Source organism: Janthinobacterium lividum, from assembly GCF_011601275.1.
Classification (GTDB): domain Bacteria; phylum Pseudomonadota; class Gammaproteobacteria; order Burkholderiales; family Burkholderiaceae_D; genus Janthinobacterium; species Janthinobacterium lividum_E.
Genome location: NZ_JAAOLY010000006.1, coordinates 1 through 20,136 on the forward strand (window position 1 = coordinate 1; position 20,136 = coordinate 20,136).

The following is a 20,136-nucleotide window of genomic DNA, read 5'->3' on the forward strand; positions in this document are numbered from 1 at the left end:
GCGCCTATTTCATTATTTCTTGTGAACATTTGATATTTTAAGTATTACGACAATCCGAAGATCATCGCTGCACTACATCAAATGCCCACACTTATCGACTGTTAATTGTTAAAGAACTGTATTCGGTTACTGCTTTCGCGCTATCGACTAAGCGTTGTGTTTGTCAGCTGCGAAGAAGGAAGAGTATGAAGCGTTTGCAGCATTTCGTCAACCTTCTTTTTCACCCTGCTTTACTCGGCATTTGCATGCATCGTTCAGCGAGGGGGCGAATTATAGCCCTGCCCAGCACTCCCCGCAAGCGCTATTTATCTCCCCTCACCGCCCAGCAAGCCTGGCCTTCACTTCAAGCGCCTTTTTGTGCAGCCTGTCGCAATCGGCTGGCATAGTTCGTGGTCTTTAGGCACAGTGGCAACATCAGACTCTGACGCTACGCAACCACGGGTTAAACTTGCCCGCTGCGTCGATTAACTCTTGTACTTGAAAGTGCCCTCATGCTTCCGATTTCCAGCCTGCCTGAATTGTTGAAAACCATCCTCGCTTGGTTGCAACGGGCATTCGACGCGACGACGACCTGGGTCACCCAACTGTCTTGGTGGAAATTCTTCCTGTTCGCCGCGCTGGCCCTGATCGCCGGTTCTATTTTGCAAGATGAGCTGTTCTCGTCCGGCCCGGATGAAGAAGTAGTCATCAAGTCGCATAAACGCAGCAGCAAGGGCTCGGGTGAAACCAATATCCTGATCGACGATACGGGCATCCATTTCAATCCCCGCAACAGCAAGAACCGGCGCAGCAGCGCGGCCGATGCAGCCAGCGATCCGGCCGATGCCGCCGAAGCGGACGCTCAAGCCAGTACCGTGCCGCCGGAACCGCCTCAACCACCGGCCGCCCCCGCCAAGCCCAACTATCCAGTAACGACCAATGCCTCGGGCGAAGAAGTCCATATTGAATTGCCGCCGCAAATCGGCGAAGAGCTGTCGAACGCCATCGAAGAAGCCGTCGATGATGCGGCAGAACAAAAAGTGTCGCGCTATCACCAGCAAGCCTCGACCTGGTTCAAGAGCTTTGTGTCCTTGCTGGTATTGGCCCTGTTCGCCATGAAAGCGCTGGTCGGCGGCAAGAAACGCGCGGAAGCGGAAACCGTCACGGCGAATGAAGCGGCCGAGCGGGAATCCATGCAGCGCCAACTCAGCGAAGCGAAGATGCAAATGATGCAGGCGCAAGTCGAGCCGCACTTCCTGTTCAATACACTTGCCTCCGTCGAGCACCTGATCCAGGTCGACCCGCCGCGCGCGGCCAAGATGCAGCGCAGCCTGATCCAGTATCTGCGCGCCGTGCTGCCGCAAATGCGCGACAACGCCCTGATTACCAACCTGGGCCGTGAAGCGGACATGGTGCAAGCGTACTTGAACCTGCTGAAAATGCGCATGGAAGAACGCCTGACCGTCGATTTCCAGATTCCCGACGGCCTGCGCAGCGCCGCCTTCCCGCCAATGATGCTGCAATCGATGGTGGAAAATGCCATCAAGCACGGCCTGGAAGTCAAACCGGAAGGCGGCACCTTGCGCATCGTGGCAGAAGTGGCGCACAGCAAGCTGCGCGTGACGGTCACCGATGACGGCCTGGGCTTTGGCGTGGTCCCCAGCGATGGCACGGGACTGGGCTTGCCCACCATCCGCGAGCGTTTGAAGCTGCTGCATGGCGACCAGGGCAGCCTGACCATTACGCCGAATCAACCGTCCGGCGTGTGCGCCGTGATCGAAGTGCCCTATCAATTGTCCAAATAAGACAGAGTAGTTGATAAAAACGCTAAATCATTGAATAATCAATCTTCGCCTGTTCACACTTGAGACCTATGCCTACCGCTATTATTGCCGACGACGAAAGACTGATGCGCGACCAGCTGCGCCTGCGCCTGGGCCAGGCCTGGCCCGAACTGGAAATCATCGGCGAAGCCAAAAATGGCGACGAAGCGATCGAACTGGTGGAACAACTCAAGCCCGACTTTGCCTTCCTCGATATCCGCATGCCGGGCAAGACGGGCATGGAAGCGGCGCAAGTGATCGGCAGCAAGACGCATATCGTCTTCGTCACGGCCTATGACAGCCACGCCGTCGAAGCTTTCGAGCGGGGCGCCGTCGATTACGTGCTCAAGCCGCCCGAGCATGAACGCTTGCTGGTGACGGTGGAGCGCCTGAAAACGCACTTGAACAAGCCGGCCCTGGACGTCAACAGCAGTGTCACGGCCATGCTGTCGCAACTGGCGGAAAAAATCACGGCCAAGCCCACCTATTTGCAATGGATACAGGCCAGCATCGGCCAGGACTTGCGCATGATTCCCGTGGAAGAGATCCTGTTCTTCCGTTCTGACGAGAAATACACCTGCGTGCAGACAGCCAAGTATGAGGCGCTGATCCGCAAACCCGTGCGCGATCTGGCCGAAGAGCTCGATCCTTCGCTGTTCTGGCAAATCCACCGCGCCACCCTGGTCAACGTGAATGCCATCGAAGGCGTCACGCGCGACATCCGCGGCCGCCATCTGGTGCTCATCAAAGGCAAGTCCGACAAGCTCGAAGTGAGCCGCAGCTTCTTGCACCTGTTCAAGCAAATGTAAGTCTCTCGCCGCCGCCCGGCCCAGGCCGGCGCGGCGCACCACTCTCTTCTGTCCCGTTCCTGCGCCACATCAAGCCGCGCCGCGCCAACAGGCATACGCTATAGAAATTCCTGCCCGCCCCTGCCTTCGCCTACGTTCGCAAGGAGACCGCCATGCCCGACCGAGGCAGTCCCGCACTGCTGCGTATCTTGCCGCTGGGTATGGCGGCGGCGCTTTTGCTGTGCTTGTTTCCGCCACTGAAAGCCCGCCGGCAACAGCAGGCGCGCGGTCAGGCCATCATCGACAGCGCCAGCGACGCCATCATCAGCATCGACAGCAGGCAAATCATCCTGCATGCGAACGCGGCTGCGGCCAGATTGTTCGACGACACGCCTGCCGGCATGCGCGGCAGGCGCGTGGGCCACTACATCCTGCGCGACTTGCGTACCCTGGGCGGCCTGGGCAAGCACGATGGCGATCCGCCCTTTGACGACATCAGCCTGGAGCTGCGCCTGACGGGCCGGCGCGCCACCGACTACACCTTGACGGGAAGGCGCGGCGATGGCGCCATGTTCCCTCTGGAAGGCTCGCTCTCGGCCATGCAGGAAGATGGCCAGAGCGTGTTTACCATCATCGTGCGCGACATCAGCGCGCGACATCAGATGCATGAACAGCTGGCCCGCTCCTTTTCGCAATTGCGTGAATTATCGAGCGCGCTGCAAACCATCCGCGAAGAAGAGCGCAAGCATATCGCGCGTGAATTGCATGACGACTTGGGGCAATTGCTCGCCACCTTGCGCGTCGACCTGACCCTGGTGCGTCAGCACACGGACACCACCGCGTCCCTGCAAGCGTTGCTGCACAGCATGGACGGCTTGCTGGTGACAGCCATCACCTCGTTGCGGCGCATCGCCAGCAACCTGCGTCCGCGCGCGCTCGATGAAGGGGGATTATATTTTGCGCTACAAAAACTGCGTCACGACTTCCTGCTGCGCCGCGCCATCCATTTCGACTTGCTGGCCGACGAAGCCGACCTCGTGCTCGACGATGCGCGCAGCACGGCCATCTACCGCATCGTGCAGGAAGCGCTGACGAATATCGCGCGCCATGCCGAAGCGAGCCACATCACCATCGCTCTGCACCGCATCGACTCTTCCTTGGCCATCACCATCCAGGATGACGGCCGCGGCATTGCCGAGCACGATCTGGAAAAAGCCACGGCGCTTGGCTTGCTGGGCATGCGCGAACGGGTGTGGGGCTTGAATGGCAATATCCATATCGGTACCGATAGCGAGCTGGGCGGCACACGCATCGAAATCTCGCTGCCCATGCATGCCGAGGCGGCGGAAACGGCCACACAATAAAAAAGGCGCCCGCAGGCGCCTTTGCTTCGTCGCATCGAATGATGCTTAGAATTTGTGTGCCAGGCCGATCTGGTACGAAGTCAGCGACTTGACGCGCTCGCGGCCAGCGTAAGCGTACACGTCGGTGCGCTTCGACAGGTGGTAGTCGTAACCAACGCCGAATTCCTTGATGGTGTCCTGATCCTTGAACTTGTTGTTGCTTTGTTCTTGCTTGCCATACGACACTTTGGCATCGCCGCCGCCAACCGTGTAGTTCAGGCCGATCAGGTAGGACTTGAATTCGCCGGTCGTGGCAACCTTAGTGTCGCCTTTCGAGTAGGCGGCCGTGATCTTGGCCGGGCCGAATTTATAGCCGCCGCCGATGGACCACAGGTCAGGCTTGGCTGCCGTTGCCGTTGCTTGCACGGCTTTTTCGTAGCCAGCGTGCAAGCTGATCGGGCCGTTGTCGTAGGTTGCCAAGCCGATCACGCCCGCGTCAGCACTGTTGACTTCGCTCAGCACGTATTGCAGGCTGCCCACGAAACCTTCAAAGCTTGGGCTGTTGTAGGTGACGGCATTGTTGACGCGCGACGAGCCGACACCCGAACGCAGCAGGGTTTCATTGTTCTTGCCGACCACACCGTAGGTGTTGAATGGATCGACACGGGCGATGGTGCCATCGACCAGGTTCTTGGTGCGGCCCAGGATGGCGGTACCGAAAGCGCCTTTCAAGCCCACGTAGGCTTGACGGTCGAACAACACGCCTTTTTGCGCGCCAGTGTCAGCCAGGAATTCACTTTCCAGGTTGAAAATTGCGGACAGGCCGCCACCCAGATCTTCCGTACCCTTGAAACCGAGGCGCGACGCATTGTTTTCGCGTTGTACCGTCGGCTGGCCAGTGGTCTTGGCGATACCGAGGTCAACCAGGCCATACACGGTAACGTTCGATTGTGCTTGCGCCGTAGCTGCTGCGAAGGTGCCGATGATCAATGCTGCCAGAGTAATTTTTTTCACTTGAGATTCTCTACATTAGGTTGGACAAGAGTGGTGCTGCTTAGCTGCTGAACCGAATCATGCCCATCAAATACTTCAACAATATGACATCGACAAGATGTTGCTTTTTGGCACAACGTCGTGTCAGATAAAAACAACAGACGAAAAAAAACCGCCCGAGAGCGGTTCATGCGGCGGCAAGACCTATTTACCGTAGGCCGGATTAGCGGGGCAAGGCCATGCGTCATCCGACAACATTGTTGGCAAGGCGGCGGTGTCGGATTACGCGGCTGCGCCGCTAATCCGACCTGCCATATAGACAGATCAGCCTTACTTCAGGCGGCAGCTCAGCAGCCAGTAATATTCCAGGCGCTTCATGCGGATTTCGCGGGCCGAGTGGGCAAACTTCTTGCGCAGGTGGCTATCCGATGGGAAATTCTTCAGCACTTCATAGCGCTCGCCCGCGTCCGTCGTGCGGAACTGGTGGGTGTTGCCTTCCAGGTCGGTACGCGCGATCACGGTGCTGCTGCCATCGACATAGGAATTGTCGATCAGCACCAGCAGAATGTCCTTGCCCAGCTTGCTGCGCAATTGCTTCAGGTATTTGTCCTGGTCTTCGCGCTTGACGTGTGACCACCAGAAACCGGCGAACACGGCAGTGAACTTGCCCTGCAAGTCATCGGGCAAGTTAAAGGCGTCAAGCTTGGCGAACGTGACGTTGTTGGGCAAGCCGCGCGATTGGGACAGCGCCAGCATTTCATCGTTGATATCGGTGGCCAGTACGGACTCGGCCGACTCGGCGACCACTTCCGTCCAGTAGCCCGTGCCGCAAGCCAGCTCCAGCACGGTGTGGCCTTCCAGCACGTCGGCAACCTTGTCGCGCAACACTTCCAGGTCTTCCTGGCGTTCGGGCTTGTCATAGACGCGCTCGTACTGCTGCGCGATGGTGGCGTAATATTTGGCAAGCTGATCGGTAATCATTGTTTCTTCTCTTCTTAAATAATCTTGGCCAGGCACCTCGCCCGGCCGGCTTCATGCATTGTTTATAGTTCGTAGTGCTCTTTATCACCGCTCATCGCCTGCTCGATGAGCTTGCGGTTCAGGGTCGGTGTCAGCAACTCGATAAAGGTATAGATATAGCTGCGCAAATACGCGCCCTGCTTGACGGCCACGCGCGACACATTCATGCCGAACAGATGGCCGACAGGGATGGCGCGCAAGCCTTTGTCGCGCTCGGCATCGAAGGCCATACCCGCTATGATACCAATCCCCATGCCCAACTCGACATAAGTCTTGATCACGTCCGCATCGATGGCTTCGAGCAAGATGTCCGGCTTCAGGCCGCGCAGCACGAAAGCGTGGTCTATCTTGTTGCGTCCGGCGAACGCGCTGTCATAGGTAATCAGGGGAAAAGCGGCGATTTCTTCCAGGGTCACGGACTTCGACTTGAGCAGCGGATGGTCGAGGGGCACCACTACCACGTGCTCCCATTGATAGCATGGCAAGGTGATCAAGCCATCGATGGCGGCGATCGATTCCGTGGCGATGGCGAGATCCGCCTGGTCGCGCTGCACCATCTCGGCGATCTGGCGTGGATTGCCCTGCAGTAAAGACAACCTTACTTTAGGGAACTTCAGCATGAAGGCTTGTACGACCTTGGGCAAGGTGTAGCGCGCCTGCGTATGCGTGGTGGCAATGGTAAAGCTGCCGCTGTCCTGCGCCGCGAATTCCTTGCCGATGCGCTTCATACTGTCGATTTCCTGCATGATCAGCTCGACCGATTCCAGCACCAGGCGGCCCGGCTCCGTCAAACCGCGGATGCGCTTGCCGTGGCGCGTAAAAATATCCACGCCCAGCTCTTCCTCCAGCTCGATGATGGCTTTCGATACGCCCGGTTGCGACGTGAACAAGGCCTTGGCGGCGTCCGTCAGGTTGTAATTCTGCCGGACCGCTTCGCGCACGAAGCGCAGTTGATGGAGATTCATTGCTGGTTTGCCCTAGATTGCCGTGATTTGCCGAGTTTCCGCCCCACCCATGATTTTGCGTTCATGCATATACGCATATCGCATATAAGCAAATGCGTACTTAGTAGTTTGGAATAAACACTAAGTTTATTACTATTGCGGGTACTTTGGGGGTGCAAGCATGACTTTGTCTTATATAGTCTCAGGATTTGCCGTAGGATTACTCGTAGGAATGACCGGCGTGGGCGGCGGCTCGCTGATGACGCCCCTGTTAACCTTGCTGTTTGGCGTGCCGCCTTCCGTGGCCGTGGGCACCGACCTGGCATTCGCCTCGATCACCAAGAGCGCCGGCACCTTGACGCACCGCCTGCGCGGCACCATCCGCTGGGATATCGTCAAGCGCCTGTGCATCGGCGCCCTGCCCGCCGCCATCCTCGCCACCCTGGCGCTCAAATCGTTCGGCACCCTGTCGCCGGAAATCGGCCAGATCATCCGTTACTCGATTGCCGGCTCCGTGCTGCTGACCGTCGTGGCGCTCATTTTCAAGGGCCGCATGCTGGCCTGGATCAACGCACACCCCGAAAAACAATTGCAAGGCAACAAGCTTGCCGCCGCGACCATCATTGCCGGCGCCGTGCTGGGCGTGCTGGTGACGGTCTCGTCCATCGGCGCCGGCGCCATCGGCGCGACTTTGCTGGTGATGCTGTATCCACGCATGAGCTCGGCCGAAGTGGCGGGCACCGATATCGCCTACGCCGTGCCCCTGACGGCCATCGCCGCCCTGGGCCACTGGTGGCTCGGCTCCATCCACTGGGAATTGCTGGCCTCCTTGCTGGTCGGCTCCCTGCCCGGCATCACGCTCGGTTCCTGGATCGCCCGCTCCGTGCCGGAAAAGTTTTTAAGAGTGTTGCTGGCGATGACCTTGACCGGCGTGGCAGTGAAGCTAATCTATTAATTACCGAACAAGTGACAAGAGCAGTATCAAGAACATAATCCCAGGCAATCTTCCAGCACCCCGGCTTTTTTAGGAATTGATATGTACCATTACGATCAGTACGACCACCTCATCATCAAAGAACGCATCGCCCAGTACCGAGACCAGGTTGCGCGCCGTATCGCCAATGAACTGACGGAAGAGGAATTCATTCCGCTGCGCCTGCAAAACGGCCTGTACATGCAACGCCACGCCTACATGCTGCGCATCGCCGTGCCGTACGGCTTGCTGTCGTCGAAGCAGATGCGCATGTTCGCGCACATCGCGCGCAAGTACGACCGCGGCTATGGCCACTTCACGACGCGCCAGAACATTCAGTTCAACTGGATCGAACTGGAGCAGACGCCCGATATCCTGACGGACCTGGCCTCCGTGGAAATGCACGCGATCCAGACCTCGGGCAACTGTATCCGTAATACAACATCAGACCCGTTCGCCGGCGTCGCGGCCGATGAAATCATCGATCCGCGCCCGTACGCCGAAGTATTGCGCCAATGGAGCACCTTTCACCCCGAGTTCATCGCCCTTCCACGCAAATTCAAGGTCGCCATCAATGGCGCCGAGGAAGACCGCGCCGCCATCGCCGTGCACGACATCGGCTTGACGGCCGTGCGCAACGCCGCTGGCGAAGTGGGCTTCAAGGTGATGGCCGGCGGCGGCATGGGCCGCACGCCGATTTTGGGCAGCGTCGTGCGCGACTTCCTGCCGTGGCAACATTTGCTGACGTACATCCAGGCCATCATGCGCGTGTATAACTTGCACGGCCGCCGCGACAACAAATACAAGGCGCGCATCAAGATTCTGTTGAAAGCCATCGGCGTGGAAGAATTCACGCGCCAGGTGGAAGCAGAGTGGGTCGATCTGAAGGACGGCCCGGAAACCTTGACGGCCGAGGAAATGCAACGCGTGGCGGACTTCTTCAATCCGCCCGCCTACCTGGCCTTGCCGGAACTCGACTACAAGGCCGAGCACGCGGACAACAAGGCCTATGTGAACTGGCTGGCACGCAACGTCAAGCCGCACCAGCGCCCCGGCTATGTGGCCGTCGTGCTGTCCCTGAAGAAAACGGGCGTGCCGCCGGGCGACGCGACGGCCGAGCAGATCGACTTCGTGGCCGATCTGGCCGACCGCTACAGCTTTGGCGAATTGCGCGTGACGCACGAGCAAAACCTCGTGCTGGCCGACGTGGAACAATCGAAACTGTTCAAACTGTGGCAGGAAGCCAAAGCGCATGGCCTGGCCACGCCGAACATCGGTTTGCTGACGGACATGATCTGCTGCCCTGGTGGCGATTTCTGCTCGCTGGCCAACGCCAAGTCCTTGCCGATCGCGGCCGCCATTGCGGAACGTTTCGACAGCATCGACTTCCAGCACGACATCGGCGAGATCGAACTGAATATTTCCGGCTGCATCAATGCCTGCGGCCACCATCACGTGGGCAGCATCGGCATCCTCGGCGTCGACAAGGATGGCAGCGAATGGTATCAAGTGTCGATAGGCGGCGCGCAAGGCAATAACGCGGCCATCGGCAAGATCATCGGACCATCGTTCTCTTCCCTGCAGATGCCTGAAGTCATCGGCCGCCTGCTGCACGTCTACGTGCGCGACCGCCACGAGGGCGAGCGCTTCGTCGACACGGCCCAGCGCTTGGGCCTGGCGCCGTTCAAGGAACACGTATATGCAACGCCGATCACGGTCGGCAACCTGGTGGGAGAAGACGAATATGTTTGAAGTACGCGAAGAAATCATCAAGAACGCCGCCGTGGTGCCGAATACCTGGGGCTTGCTGCGCCTCGATGAAAACGACACGCCGGAAACGGTCGTCGTGCCTGCAGGCAAGGTCATCGTGCCCCTGCTCGTATGGCAAGCCCAACGCGAGACCCTGGCCGCCCGCCTGCCCGACATCGGCGTGTGGCTGGCCAGCGACGAGCGCCCGGAAGAACTGGCGGCCGACGTGGCGCAACTGCCCGTCATCGGTGTGGACTTCCCGAAATTCACGGATGGCCGCGGCTATTCCATCGCCTTCAATCTGCGCGCCCGCCTCGGTTTCCAGGGTGAATTGCGGGCCATCGGCGACGTGCTGCGCGACCAGCTGTTTTCCATGCACAGGGTAGGCTTTGACGCTTATGCCACCCGGCCCGACCGCAGCATCCATGACGCCCTGAAAGGTTTGTCGGTCTTTTCGGAAACCTACCAGGCCTCGTGGGATCAAAAGTCGCCGCTGTTCCGCCGCCACCAGCGCGAAGGCCAGAATCCTGACCTCGACAACGCGGCCGGCATCTGAGGAACTATCATGAGCGATTTGACTTCTTTGATTCACGCCACCGAGCAAACGCTGACACGCATCGCCGCGGATTTTTCGCCGGCCGTGTTCGCCTCTAGCCTGGCAGCCGAAGACATGGTGCTGACCGACATGATACTCAAGGCAAAGCTGCCCATTGGCATCTTTTCCCTGGAAACAGGCCGGCTGCACCAGGAAACCCTGGCCGTGCTCGACAAGGTCAAGACCCGTTACGACCACGACATCACCCTGTACCGTCCGCAGCCGGAAGCCGTCGCTGCTTACGTGGAACAGAACGGTCTGAACGCGTTCTACAACAGCGTCGAGATGCGCCGCGAATGCTGCCGCATCCGCAAGGTCGAGCCGCTAGGCCGCGCCCTGGCCGGCAACAAGGCCTGGGTCACGGGACAGCGCCGCGCCCAGTCCACCACGCGCGCCGAATTGCATGTGCAGGAAAACGACGCGGCGCACGCGATGACGAAATTCAATCCGCTGGCAGACTGGTCGGAAGAAGACGTGTGGGCCTACATCCGCGCCAATGACGTGCCGTACAACGCGCTGCATGACCAGGGTTACCCGTCGATCGGCTGCGAACCGTGCACGCGGGCCGTGCAGCCGGGCGAAGATGTGCGCGCCGGACGCTGGTGGTGGGAAAACCCGGATTCGAAGGAATGCGGCCTGCACATGGTGGACGGCAAACTGATACGCATCAAATCCGTGGCAGCCTGAACAGACACAACAGACTCAGCAGAACAAGAAAGCACCCTATATGAGCAATATTTTGAACCAGCGTCACCTCGACAGCCTTGAATCGGAAGCCATCCACATCATGCGCGAAGTGGCGGCCGAATCGGCCAACCCTGCGCTGCTGTTTTCCGGCGGCAAGGATTCCGTCGTCCTGCTGCGCCTGGCCGAAAAAGCCTTCCGTCCAGGCAAGTTCCCGTTCCCTCTCGTGCATATCGACACGGGCCACAACTTCCCGGAAGTCATCACTTTCCGTGACAAGAAAGTGGCGGAACTGGGCGAGCGTCTGATCGTCGGCTCCGTGGAAGACTCGATCAAGCGCGGTACCGTGCGCCTGCGCAACCCGGCCACGGATTCGCGCAATGCGGCCCAAGCCGTGACCTTGCTGGAAACCATCGCCGAATACAAATTTGACGCCTGCATCGGCGGCGCCCGCCGCGACGAAGAAAAAGCCCGCGCCAAGGAACGCATCTTTTCGTTCCGCGACGAATTCGGCGCCTGGGACCCGAAGGCCCAGCGTCCGGAATTGTGGGACCTGTATAACACCCGCGTGCATCCGGGCGAGAACATGCGCGTCTTCCCCATCTCGAACTGGACGGAACTGGACGTGTGGCAATACATCGCCCGCGAGCAACTGGAATTGCCGCCAATCTACTTCGCGCACGAGCGCCAGGTGATCCCGCGCAACGGCTTGCTGGTGCCGCTGACGGACTTGACGCCGCCGCGCGAAGGCGAAACGGTGGAAACGCAAATCGTGCGCTTCCGCACGGTGGGTGACATCTCGTGCACCTGCCCTGTCTCGTCCGATGCGGCGACGGTTGACGCCATCATCGCCGAGACGGCAATCACGCAAATCACGGAACGTGGCGCCACCCGCATGGATGACCAGACTTCCGAAGCCTCGATGGAAAAACGCAAGAAAGCAGGGTATTTCTAATGAACGCAGCAATCCAGAACACCAACCTCACCGACAGCCTGGAACGCGGCATGCTGCGCTTCATCACAGCCGGTTCCGTCGATGACGGCAAGAGCACGCTGATCGGCCGTTTGCTGTTCGACAGCAAGGGCATCTTCGCCGACCAGCTCGACGCCATGTCGCGCTCCAAGCACAAGCGCACGGTGGGCGACACGGTCGACCTGTCCCTGCTGACGGACGGCCTGGAAGCGGAACGCGAGCAAGGCATCACCATCGACGTGGCTTACCGTTACTTTGCCACGCCGAAACGCAAATTCATCATCGCCGACACGCCGGGCCACGAGCAATACACGCGCAACATGGTCACGGGCGCCTCCACGGCCGACGCCGTCATCATCCTGATCGACGTGTCGAAAGTGAAGCTGGGCGACGACGGCAGCGTGGAATTGCTGATCCAGACCAAGCGCCATTCGACGATTGCCCATTTGCTGCAGATCGAGCACGTGGTCGTGGCCGTCAACAAGATGGACCTCGTCGACTACGATGAAACGGTGTACAACCGTATCGTGGCCGCCTACCGCGAATTCGCCCAGTCGCTGGGCTTGAAGGACATCACGCCGATCCCGCTGTCGGCACTCACCGGCGACAACGTCGTCGAACGCGGCGACAAGCTGGGCTGGTACACGGGCCCGACCTTGATCGAGCTGCTCGAATCGCTGTCCGTCTACGACGAATCGCACGACACGCCATTCCGCTTCCCGGTGCAGCTGGTGGCGCGCCACAACGGCCACGAAGCGAACGACTTCCGCGGCTACATGGGCCGCATCGAAGCGGGCAAGGTCAGCATCGGCGACACCCTCGTGGTACAGCCATCGGGCCAGACGGCAACCGTCAGGGATATCGTCACCCTGGACGGTTCGCTGAGCACCGCCGTGGTGGGCCAGTCCGTCACCCTGCTGCTCAATGAATACCTCGATATCTCGCGCGGCGACTTGCTGGCCAGCAGCGAGCGCCCCGCCACCCTGCTGAAACAAGTGGTGGCCGACGTGTGCTGGCTGTCGGAAGACGCGCTCGACCTGCGCCGCAAGTACTGGATCAAGCACGGCACCAAGCAGACGGCGGCAAAAGTGACGGCGATCGAATCGATCCTCGACATCAATACGCAGCAGCGCCATCCGGCCGAAGGCTTGAAGCTGAACGACATCGCCCGCATCAGCCTGAACGTGCAGCAGGCGCTGGCGGCCGACGCCTATGCCGATATCCGCGCCACCGGTGCCTTCATCCTGATCGATGAAGTCACCCACCAGACGGTTGCGGCCGGCATGGTTCGGCTCTAACCCCGTATCGTCCAGGAAAGGCAGCCACATGAACAGCTCCCCATCTCTCCCCGGCAAGGTCTACCTGATCGGCGCCGGACCCGGCGCGCAAGACCTGATGACCTTGCGCGGCGCGCGCCTGCTGGCGCAAGCGGACGTCGTGCTGCACGACGCGCTGGTCACCGAAGAGATGCTGGAGCTGTGCCCGCAAGCGCAAAAGATCCTGGTCGGCAAGCGCTGCGGCCAGTTGTCGACGGCGCAGGCGTTCATCAACAAGCAACTGGTCGACAACGCGCGCAAGCACGCCGTCGTCGTGCGCCTGAAAGGGGGCGACCCCATGCTGTTCGGCCGCGCCGACGAGGAGTTGCGCGCGCTGGAAGAAGCGGGCATCACCGTCGAAGTGGTGCCCGGCATTACCACGGCCCTGGCGGCGGCCGCCGCCACACAGCAGCCGCTGACCAAACGGGGCGTGTCGCGCAGCGTAGCCTTTTTCACGTCCAGCACGGCGCCGGGCGAACCGGACCAGACACGCATCCCCGACTGCGACACCCTGGTGCAATACATGGGTGGCCGTGAAGCCATCGCCACGGCACAGCGCCTGCTGGCCCAGGGCCGCCGTGCCGACACGCCGGTGGTGGTGATTGAAAACTGCAGCCGCCCGGACCAGCGCATCGTGCGCCTGACCTTGAGCGCCCTGGCGCACGGCCTGGGCGACACTCGCGGCCCCGTGCTGGTGATGCTGGGCGACGCCATGGCCGCGCGCGCGCACCAGTCCATCGAAGAAACGGCCGCCATTCTGGCGCGCCATGCTTGAATAAACACACCGTATTTTACCGACTTTAAAGTCAGTAACCGACGTCTTCCGGGGAAACATGATACGATGCTCACGCATCTTTTCTCGAGAAGTTGTTGCGTGTTGGCAATAAATTCACGCTACGCCCCGCCATAGCGCTTGCCATGCGGTCTCCCGGTTGACGGGAGCCGCTCCGGCAATCTCCCCGAAAAAAGCTGCGCCCGCAGGCTGCAATACCGCGCCGCGCAACTTTAGCCTTACGACCACACATGAATTTCACCTCCATGCGCGAAGCCCTGACTTCGCTCAGCCGCAGCAATGTCGGCGTCGCCAGCGCTGTGCTGCTCAGCATGCTCGCCTCCATCGCCCTGTGGACGGTGTTCCCGAATATCGACGACGAAAACCATTTGCTGGAATGGCTGCAAGCGCTGTTCCTGGCCCTCGCTTGCACCGTGCACGGCGTGCGCGCCTGGCAAGAGACCGACCGCCAGTCCTTGCGCTTCCTCATGCATGCCGGCCTGTGCGCGCTGCTGTTCGGCTTCCTGCTGCGCGAACTCGATATCGACCAGTTCGGCACGGCGCCCGCCTGGGCCCAGCTGGAAAAAGCCCTGCGCGTGGTGGAGTTGCTGATCCTGATACGCATACTGATCTTTTTCGCGCCGCGTGCACGCAAGGTGTTTGCCCATGCCGGCCTGATTTTCAGCATGCGCATCACCATCCTGACGGCCATCGGCGGCTTGCTGATGGTCGCCGGCTGGCCCTTCGACAAGAAGGTCTTCCATGGCATGCCGGACGCCTACGCGCTGCTCGGCGAAGAAGTCTTCGAACTGGGCGCCTATTTGCTGCTGTTCCTCGCTTCGCTGTCCGACAGCACGGCCGCCGCCCGCATCAGCCTGGCGCCGAAGAAAAAAACGGCTTAAGCACTTTCAAATGCGGATGGCAGCGGCAGCAGCCGTTGCAAGGTGGCGGCCACGCGCAGCAGGCGCGGGTCGTCGTCCTCCGCCTCGTCGCAGGTATCGTTGATGCAGAAAAACGGCAAGCTGCCAAAACGCGCCGCCAGTTCCTCAAGCTGCTGCGGCGCAGTCACATCGCCGCTGGCGATATGCAGCGGGTCGAGCATGCGCGACCTTGCAAATCCCTGATGCACCATCCAGCGCGGCACCAGGTCGGGCAGCAATGCCGGCACCTGCCACGAGCGGAACACCGTCGCGCGCACGCCGGCAAACATGGCCGGCGCCAGCCCTTCCAGTGCATGCAACGCGCTTTTCAGCATGGGCCGCGGCGCATGCGCATACAGGCGCGGTTCATGCAGGTATTCCGCGTACTGCGCCGACAGCCATTGCCGCGACAAGGTCGCGCAGTTGACTGGCGCGGCCACGTCGGCGCGCAAGTCCTGCAGATCATCATGCGGCGCACTCTCCGTGAACACGCTCAAACGCAGGTCGCCTTCCCCGCCAAACCAGAATGCGGGCTCGAACGGCGCACCGAAAAACACGTCGTCGTTCAGATACAGGAAGCGTTCGGACAGGCCCGGAATATGGTGCAGATACGATTCGATATGGCCGGAGTCGAACACGGGCAGCGATGCATCGGGCATCAGGCTCGCATGGTCGATCACCGTCAGGCGCTTTGATGCGCGCAGCCAGGCCGGCACTTGCCGGTCCGTCAGCAGGTAGATATGGCCGTGGCCAGGGAAGAAGCGCTCAAGCGCGCGCAGGTTGTAGCGCAGTTCGCCGTTGTCGCGGTAGCGCCCCGCCACGTTGCCGTGCAGGGCCAGCTGGCCGGGATGCGTCTGGGCCCAGGCGGCATAGGCTTGCTGCCGGCGCGCGCGCCAGGCGGGATCGGCGCCGTCCACCCACAGGTAGACGATGTCGATGCCGCTCAAGGGATAGGGCTGGAGCCTGGCGCCGCCACGCAGTAATCGGCGATGGCGGCGAGCACGCTGGCGTTCTCGCCGACCGCCTCGACCACCTTCAGGCGCAGTGCCGGATGCTGCTGGCGCAGTTCTTCCAGCAGCAGCGGCAAGTCGCGCAGCACATGTCCGCCCTGCCCCAGGAACACCGGCACCACGGTGACGTCCAGGATAGAGCCGGCGGGCAGCTCGTCCAGCAGGGTCGCCACCAGTTCAGGCAGGCGCGGCGTCATCAGCTCGAGGAAGGCCAGGTGCACCCCGGTGCCGGGCATGCGCGCCTGGGTCAGGTCGCGCAGGCGCTCGAACGGCGCGGCCCATGATGCGGCGCGCGCGCCATGGGCAAACAAGATCAGCGCCTGTTTCACGTTCGTCTCCATCAGTGCCGCTCCACCCACCACAGGGCGCCCAGCGCCAGCAGCAGATACAGGGCGCTCGGCGCCACCGCCGTCAGGAAGGCCGGCCAGGTGCTGAGCAGCCCGAGATGCGAGAACAGGGTGTTGACCAGCATGAAGCTCACGCCGATCATGATGCCGATGAAGATCTTCAGGCTGATGCCGCCGCTGCGCGTATGCATGTAGGCGAACGGCAGCGCCAGCGCCATCAGCACGAAAATGGCCAGCGGATCGATCAGCTTTTTCCAGAAGGCGATGCGGAAACGCTCCGTTTCCTGCTTGTTCTCGGCCAGGTGACGCGTGTACACGGCCAGTTCGCTGGCTGACATGCGTTCGGGATCGGAGGCCGACACCGTCAGGATCTTCGGCGTCACTTCCGACGTCATGTCCTTGCTGGCGCTTTGCACCGTACGCACCAGGCTCGTTTCCTGTCCAAAGTAGTTCGCCAGCTTCGGCTCGAAGCCGGGCGAGGTGGCCGCGCTGTTCGAGAACGAGGTTTCCGTCACGTCGGTCAGGCGCCAGATATTATTGCCCTGATATGTCGCGCCCTTGGCCACGGTCAGGGTGCGCAAGCGCATGTCGGTGTCGAATTCATACAGCTTGACGTTTTTCAGCTGGCCATCCGGACGCGCCTCGCCCACATTGAAAAAGCGCGAACCGGTGACGGTGCCCGTCAGGCCGTCGCTCTTGACCATATCCTTGGTCCACAGGCCCGAGCGAAATTCGCTCGACACGGCCGCGCCGCGCGACGTCAGCTTGAGGCGTTCGGCCAGCGGCTCCGTGCGCGGCGTGATCAGTTCACCGAAGATAAAGGTGATGACGACGAAAACGATACCGATGCGGAACAGGAAACCGGCCGCCATCGCCGTCGACATGCTCGATGCGCGCATGATGGTAAATTCGGAACTGGCGGCAAACTGCGCCATCGTGTAGATGGTGCCGATCAGCGCCGCGATCGGCATCACCTCGTACACGTGCCCCGGCACAAGCACCAGCACATACAGGAAGGCATACTGGATGGTGTAGCCGTTGCGGCCCACCTTGGGCAGCTCGCCCGTCAGGTCGATGAAGGCTTGCAGTGCCAAAAAGGCGAGCAGCACGAACAGCACCGCCTGGAATATCGAGACCGCAAAATAGCGCTGTAAAATCTTCATTTCGGTGCCGCTTTACTTGTATTGCCGGCGCGGCGCGCGCGCTTGAACGCCGCCAGCAGGACCAGCGGATGATAGCGGTGGTTCACATTCAGGCGCCACGCAAACAGCACCACCACGGCCAGCGCCGCCAGCAGGTGCAGCGGCCACCAGGCCAGGCCAAAGGTCATGCGGCCCTGTTTCACGCTCGCTTCGATGACCTTGATCAGGTTGCTGTACGTAAAGAAAATCAGCAAGGCGATAATCAGATTGGTCGAACTGCCGGCGCGCGGGTTGACAAAGCCCAGCGGAATGGCCAGCAAAATCAGCATCAGCCCGATCAGGGGCGCGCTGACCCGCCACAGCAATTCGGCCATGGTGTACGGATTCGGCTCGGCGATGAGCGCCATGGTGCTCATGGCGCGCACGCCCAGTTCCGCGCCCAGTTCCTGCTGCTTGCTCTCGATGCGCATGATGTACTGTTCGAATTCCATGGTCTGGAAGTCCGCTTGCGTCGGCACGCCCTGGTAGCGGCGACCGCTCTTGAGCACCAGGAAGCGTTCGCCCTTGGCGTCCGTATTGATCACGCCTTCCCTGGCGACGACGACGACGGCGCTGCCTTTTTCATCGACGGTATTGACGAAAACGTTCTGCACCACGTTCTTTTCGCCGCTGACGCCCTCGACGAAGAAGATGCGGTTGCTGCCGGCCGATTCGCGGAACTGGCCCGGCGTGACTTTCTGCAGGTCTTCGCGCTTTTCAAAGCGCGCCACGTATTCATCGCTTTTCTTTTGCGCCCACGGCGTGGCGTACAGGCTCAGGACGCCGGTGGCCAGCACAAGCGGCAGACCGAAGCTGAGCACGGGCCAGATCCAGCGCGACAGGCTCAGGCCCGAGGCGAACCACACCACCATCTCCGACTCCTTGTAGCTGCGCGTGACGACCATCAGCACCGAAATGAATCCGGTGAGGATGATGATGGTGGGCAGCTGCATCAGGGCGGAAAAAACCATCAGGGACATGACGTCGGCCGATGCGATCTTGCCGCCCGCCGCCTTGCCGAGAATACCGATCAGCATCCAGGTGAGCAGGATGCTGAACAAAACTGTGAAGGTGGCCCCGGCGGCACTAGCCAATTCACGTCGAAGGGCGCGTTGAAAGATCATTCGGAGTTTATAATTCGGGTCAGTTAGTTGAGTAACACGTTACTAGTAAATGAAAACGGAGAACCAAATGGACTTTAGCATAAAAGCATTCGATACCAAGAGCACCCTCGGCACGGCCAAAAGCGGATGCATCGCGGTTGCGGTATTCGAAAACAAAAAACTGTCGCCAGCGGCAAAATCGCTGGACAGCAAGGGTGCGATTTCGGCTGCGCTGAAGTCCGGCGACATCAGCGGCAAGCCTGGCAGCACCTTGCTGCTGCGCGCAGTCGATGGCGTTAGCGCCGACCGTGTTCTGCTGGTAGGCATGGGCAGCGATGACACTGTCAGCGAAAAAAGCTTCGCAACCGGCGTACAAGCCGCACTGAAGGCCTTCGGCTCGCTGGGCGCTGCGGACGCCATTATCGCATTACCGCTGGCGGAAGTGAAAGAGCGCGACGTAAATTGGGCAATCCGTTGCGTGGTGCAAGCCGCCCACGACAGCGAATACCGCTGCGACTCGCAAAAAAGCAAAAAAGATCCGGCGCCAGCAGGCGTGCGCAAGATCGTCCTGGCAGCGCCAGCGACAAGCGCCACGCGCGGCGCGCTGGCCCAAGCCATCGCCATCGCCAACGGCTCCGACCTGACGCGCAACCTGGGCGACCTGCCCGCGAACGTCGCCAACCCGACCTACCTGGCCAACACGGCCAAGCAGCTGGCCAAGGATTACAAATTCGAAGTCGAAGTACTGGACCGCAAACAACTCGAAGCGCTGAAGATGGGCAGCTTCCTGTCCGTCACCAACGGCAGCGAGCAGCCGCCGAAATTCATCGTCCTGAAGCACATGGGCGGCAAGGCCAAGGATGCGCCGGTCGTCCTGGTCGGCAAGGGCATCACCTTCGACACGGGCGGCATTTCGATCAAGGCCGGTCCTGGCATGGATGAAATGAAGTACGACATGTGCGGCGCTGCCTCGGTGCTGGGCACCTTCCGCGCCATCGGCGAAATGAACCTGAAGCTGAACGTCATCGGCGTCATCGCCGCATGCGAAAACATGCCGTCGGGCCGCGCCACCAAGCCGGGCGACATCGTCACCTCCATGAACGGCCTGACCATCGAAGTGCTGAACACGGACGCCGAAGGCCGTCTGGTGCTGTGCGACGCGCTGACCTACGCCGAACGCTTCAAACCGGCAGCCGTGGTCGATATCGCCACCCTGACGGGCGCTTGCGTCGTCGCCCTGGGCCATCACAACAGCGGCCTGTTTACGCGCAGCGATGCGGCGCATGACCAGCTGGCCAATGAATTGCTGGCAGCGGGCAAGCAGTCGAGCGACACGGCATGGCGCATGCCGATCGAAGAGGCGTACAACGAGCAGTTGAAATCGAACTTCGCCGACCTGGCCAACATCGGCACGCCAGGCGGCGGCGCGGTGACGGCAGCGGCCTTCCTGGAAAACTTCACCAAGAAGTACACCTGGGCGCATCTGGACATCGCCGGCACGGCATGGAAATCGGGCGGCGCAAAAGGCGCAACCGGCCGTCCAGTACCTTTGCTGACGACGTTCCTGATCAACCGCGTGTAAGGGAACACCAGACCAAACCTACTGCGCGGGGCTATTGGCGG

At 60.7% G+C, this 20,136-nt stretch carries 19 protein-coding genes; 12 read left to right on the forward strand and 7 right to left on the reverse strand.

Going from position 1 to position 20,136, the window contains the following annotated elements:
* Positions 1-491: 491 nt before the first annotated feature.
* The 3 genes from GYK42_RS10660 to GYK42_RS10670 all read left to right on the forward strand — a co-directional run bounded on the left by GYK42_RS10660 (position 492) and on the right by GYK42_RS10670 (position 3,954).
* A complete protein-coding gene (locus tag GYK42_RS10660) occupies positions 492-1,784 on the forward strand; it encodes a sensor histidine kinase (RefSeq protein WP_166447500.1) in 1,293 nt (430 codons plus the stop codon).
* A gap of 68 nt (positions 1,785-1,852) precedes the next feature.
* Complete coding sequence (locus tag GYK42_RS10665; protein ID WP_034751497.1) at positions 1,853-2,611, forward strand: LytR/AlgR family response regulator transcription factor; 759 nt, start codon at positions 1,853-1,855, stop codon at positions 2,609-2,611.
* Positions 2,612-2,763: 152 nt separating this feature from the next.
* Positions 2,764-3,954, forward strand: a complete 1,191-nt coding sequence (locus tag GYK42_RS10670) for a PAS domain-containing sensor histidine kinase (RefSeq protein ID WP_166447501.1) — start codon at positions 2,764-2,766, stop codon at positions 3,952-3,954.
* 45 nt (positions 3,955-3,999) lie between these two features.
* Here the strand turns inward: GYK42_RS10670 and GYK42_RS10675 are convergent, their stop codons facing one another.
* The 3 genes from GYK42_RS10675 to GYK42_RS10685 form a co-directional block, all read right to left on the reverse strand.
* Positions 4,000-4,947 (reverse strand): porin, encoded by a 948-nt coding sequence (locus GYK42_RS10675; protein WP_046682561.1) that lies wholly within the window; start codon positions 4,945-4,947, stop codon positions 4,000-4,002.
* Between the two features lie 309 nt (positions 4,948-5,256).
* Positions 5,257-5,907 carry a class I SAM-dependent methyltransferase gene (locus GYK42_RS10680; protein WP_166447502.1) on the reverse strand — a complete coding sequence of 217 codons (651 nt, stop codon included), beginning with the start codon at positions 5,905-5,907 and terminating at the stop codon, positions 5,257-5,259.
* Positions 5,908-5,969: 62 nt separating this feature from the next.
* Positions 5,970-6,911 (reverse strand): CysB family HTH-type transcriptional regulator, encoded by a 942-nt coding sequence (locus GYK42_RS10685; protein WP_086138738.1) that lies wholly within the window; start codon positions 6,909-6,911, stop codon positions 5,970-5,972.
* 160 nt (positions 6,912-7,071) lie between these two features.
* Here GYK42_RS10685 and GYK42_RS10690 point away from each other — a divergent pair, with 160 nt between their 5' ends.
* From GYK42_RS10690 to GYK42_RS10725, 8 genes are all read left to right on the forward strand, one after another.
* Complete coding sequence (locus tag GYK42_RS10690; protein ID WP_166447503.1) at positions 7,072-7,845, forward strand: sulfite exporter TauE/SafE family protein; 774 nt, start codon at positions 7,072-7,074, stop codon at positions 7,843-7,845.
* Positions 7,846-7,926: 81 nt separating this feature from the next.
* Complete coding sequence (locus GYK42_RS10695; RefSeq protein ID WP_166447504.1) at positions 7,927-9,615, forward strand: nitrite/sulfite reductase; 1,689 nt, start codon at positions 7,927-7,929, stop codon at positions 9,613-9,615.
* Entirely contained in the window at positions 9,608-10,168 is a 561-nt protein-coding gene (locus GYK42_RS10700; RefSeq protein WP_034782220.1) for a DUF934 domain-containing protein, read from the forward strand. Before GYK42_RS10695 ends, GYK42_RS10700 begins: the two co-directional genes overlap by 8 nt.
* Before the next feature lie 9 nt (positions 10,169-10,177).
* A complete protein-coding gene (locus tag GYK42_RS10705; protein WP_166447505.1) occupies positions 10,178-10,894 on the forward strand; it encodes a phosphoadenylyl-sulfate reductase in 717 nt (238 codons plus the stop codon).
* Between the two features lie 40 nt (positions 10,895-10,934).
* Entirely contained in the window at positions 10,935-11,846 is a 912-nt protein-coding gene (gene cysD, locus GYK42_RS10710; protein WP_166447506.1) for a sulfate adenylyltransferase subunit CysD, read from the forward strand.
* Positions 11,846-13,162, forward strand: coding sequence for a sulfate adenylyltransferase subunit 1 (locus GYK42_RS10715; RefSeq protein WP_166447507.1), 1,317 nt, complete (start codon positions 11,846-11,848; stop codon positions 13,160-13,162). Before cysD ends, GYK42_RS10715 begins: the two co-directional genes overlap by 1 nt.
* 28 nt (positions 13,163-13,190) lie before the next feature.
* A complete protein-coding gene (gene cobA, locus GYK42_RS10720; protein WP_166447508.1) occupies positions 13,191-13,955 on the forward strand; it encodes a uroporphyrinogen-III C-methyltransferase in 765 nt (254 codons plus the stop codon).
* Between the two features lie 248 nt (positions 13,956-14,203).
* Positions 14,204-14,854 (forward strand): hypothetical protein, encoded by a 651-nt coding sequence (locus GYK42_RS10725; RefSeq protein WP_058049641.1) that lies wholly within the window; start codon positions 14,204-14,206, stop codon positions 14,852-14,854.
* Here the strand turns inward: GYK42_RS10725 and GYK42_RS10730 are convergent.
* The 4 genes from GYK42_RS10730 to lptF are packed head-to-tail and all read right to left on the reverse strand — an operon-like array spanning position 14,851 to position 18,534.
* On the reverse strand, positions 14,851-15,819 hold the full coding sequence (locus GYK42_RS10730; protein WP_240943551.1) for a Stealth CR1 domain-containing protein: 969 nt from the start codon (positions 15,817-15,819) through the stop codon (positions 14,851-14,853). The genes GYK42_RS10725 and GYK42_RS10730 overlap by 4 nt on opposite strands.
* Positions 15,816-16,223 (reverse strand): sirohydrochlorin chelatase, encoded by a 408-nt coding sequence (locus GYK42_RS10735; RefSeq protein WP_166447509.1) that lies wholly within the window; start codon positions 16,221-16,223, stop codon positions 15,816-15,818. Before GYK42_RS10735 ends, GYK42_RS10730 begins: the two co-directional genes overlap by 4 nt.
* Positions 16,223-17,392, reverse strand: coding sequence for an LPS export ABC transporter permease LptG (gene lptG / locus GYK42_RS10740; RefSeq protein ID WP_046682571.1), 1,170 nt, complete (start codon positions 17,390-17,392; stop codon positions 16,223-16,225). The genes GYK42_RS10735 and lptG overlap by 1 nt, the downstream gene beginning before the upstream one ends.
* Positions 17,389-18,534 carry an LPS export ABC transporter permease LptF gene (lptF, locus tag GYK42_RS10745; protein ID WP_166447510.1) on the reverse strand — a complete coding sequence of 382 codons (1,146 nt, stop codon included), beginning with the start codon at positions 18,532-18,534 and terminating at the stop codon, positions 17,389-17,391. The genes lptG and lptF overlap by 4 nt, the downstream gene beginning before the upstream one ends.
* A 67-nt stretch (positions 18,535-18,601) precedes the next feature.
* Between lptF and GYK42_RS10750 the strand changes: the two genes are divergently transcribed.
* The gene (locus GYK42_RS10750) at positions 18,602-20,095 is read left to right on the forward strand and encodes a leucyl aminopeptidase (RefSeq protein WP_166447511.1); all 1,494 of its coding nucleotides are present in this window, start codon (positions 18,602-18,604) and stop codon (positions 20,093-20,095) included.
* The last annotated feature ends 41 nt before the right edge of the window (positions 20,096-20,136 follow it).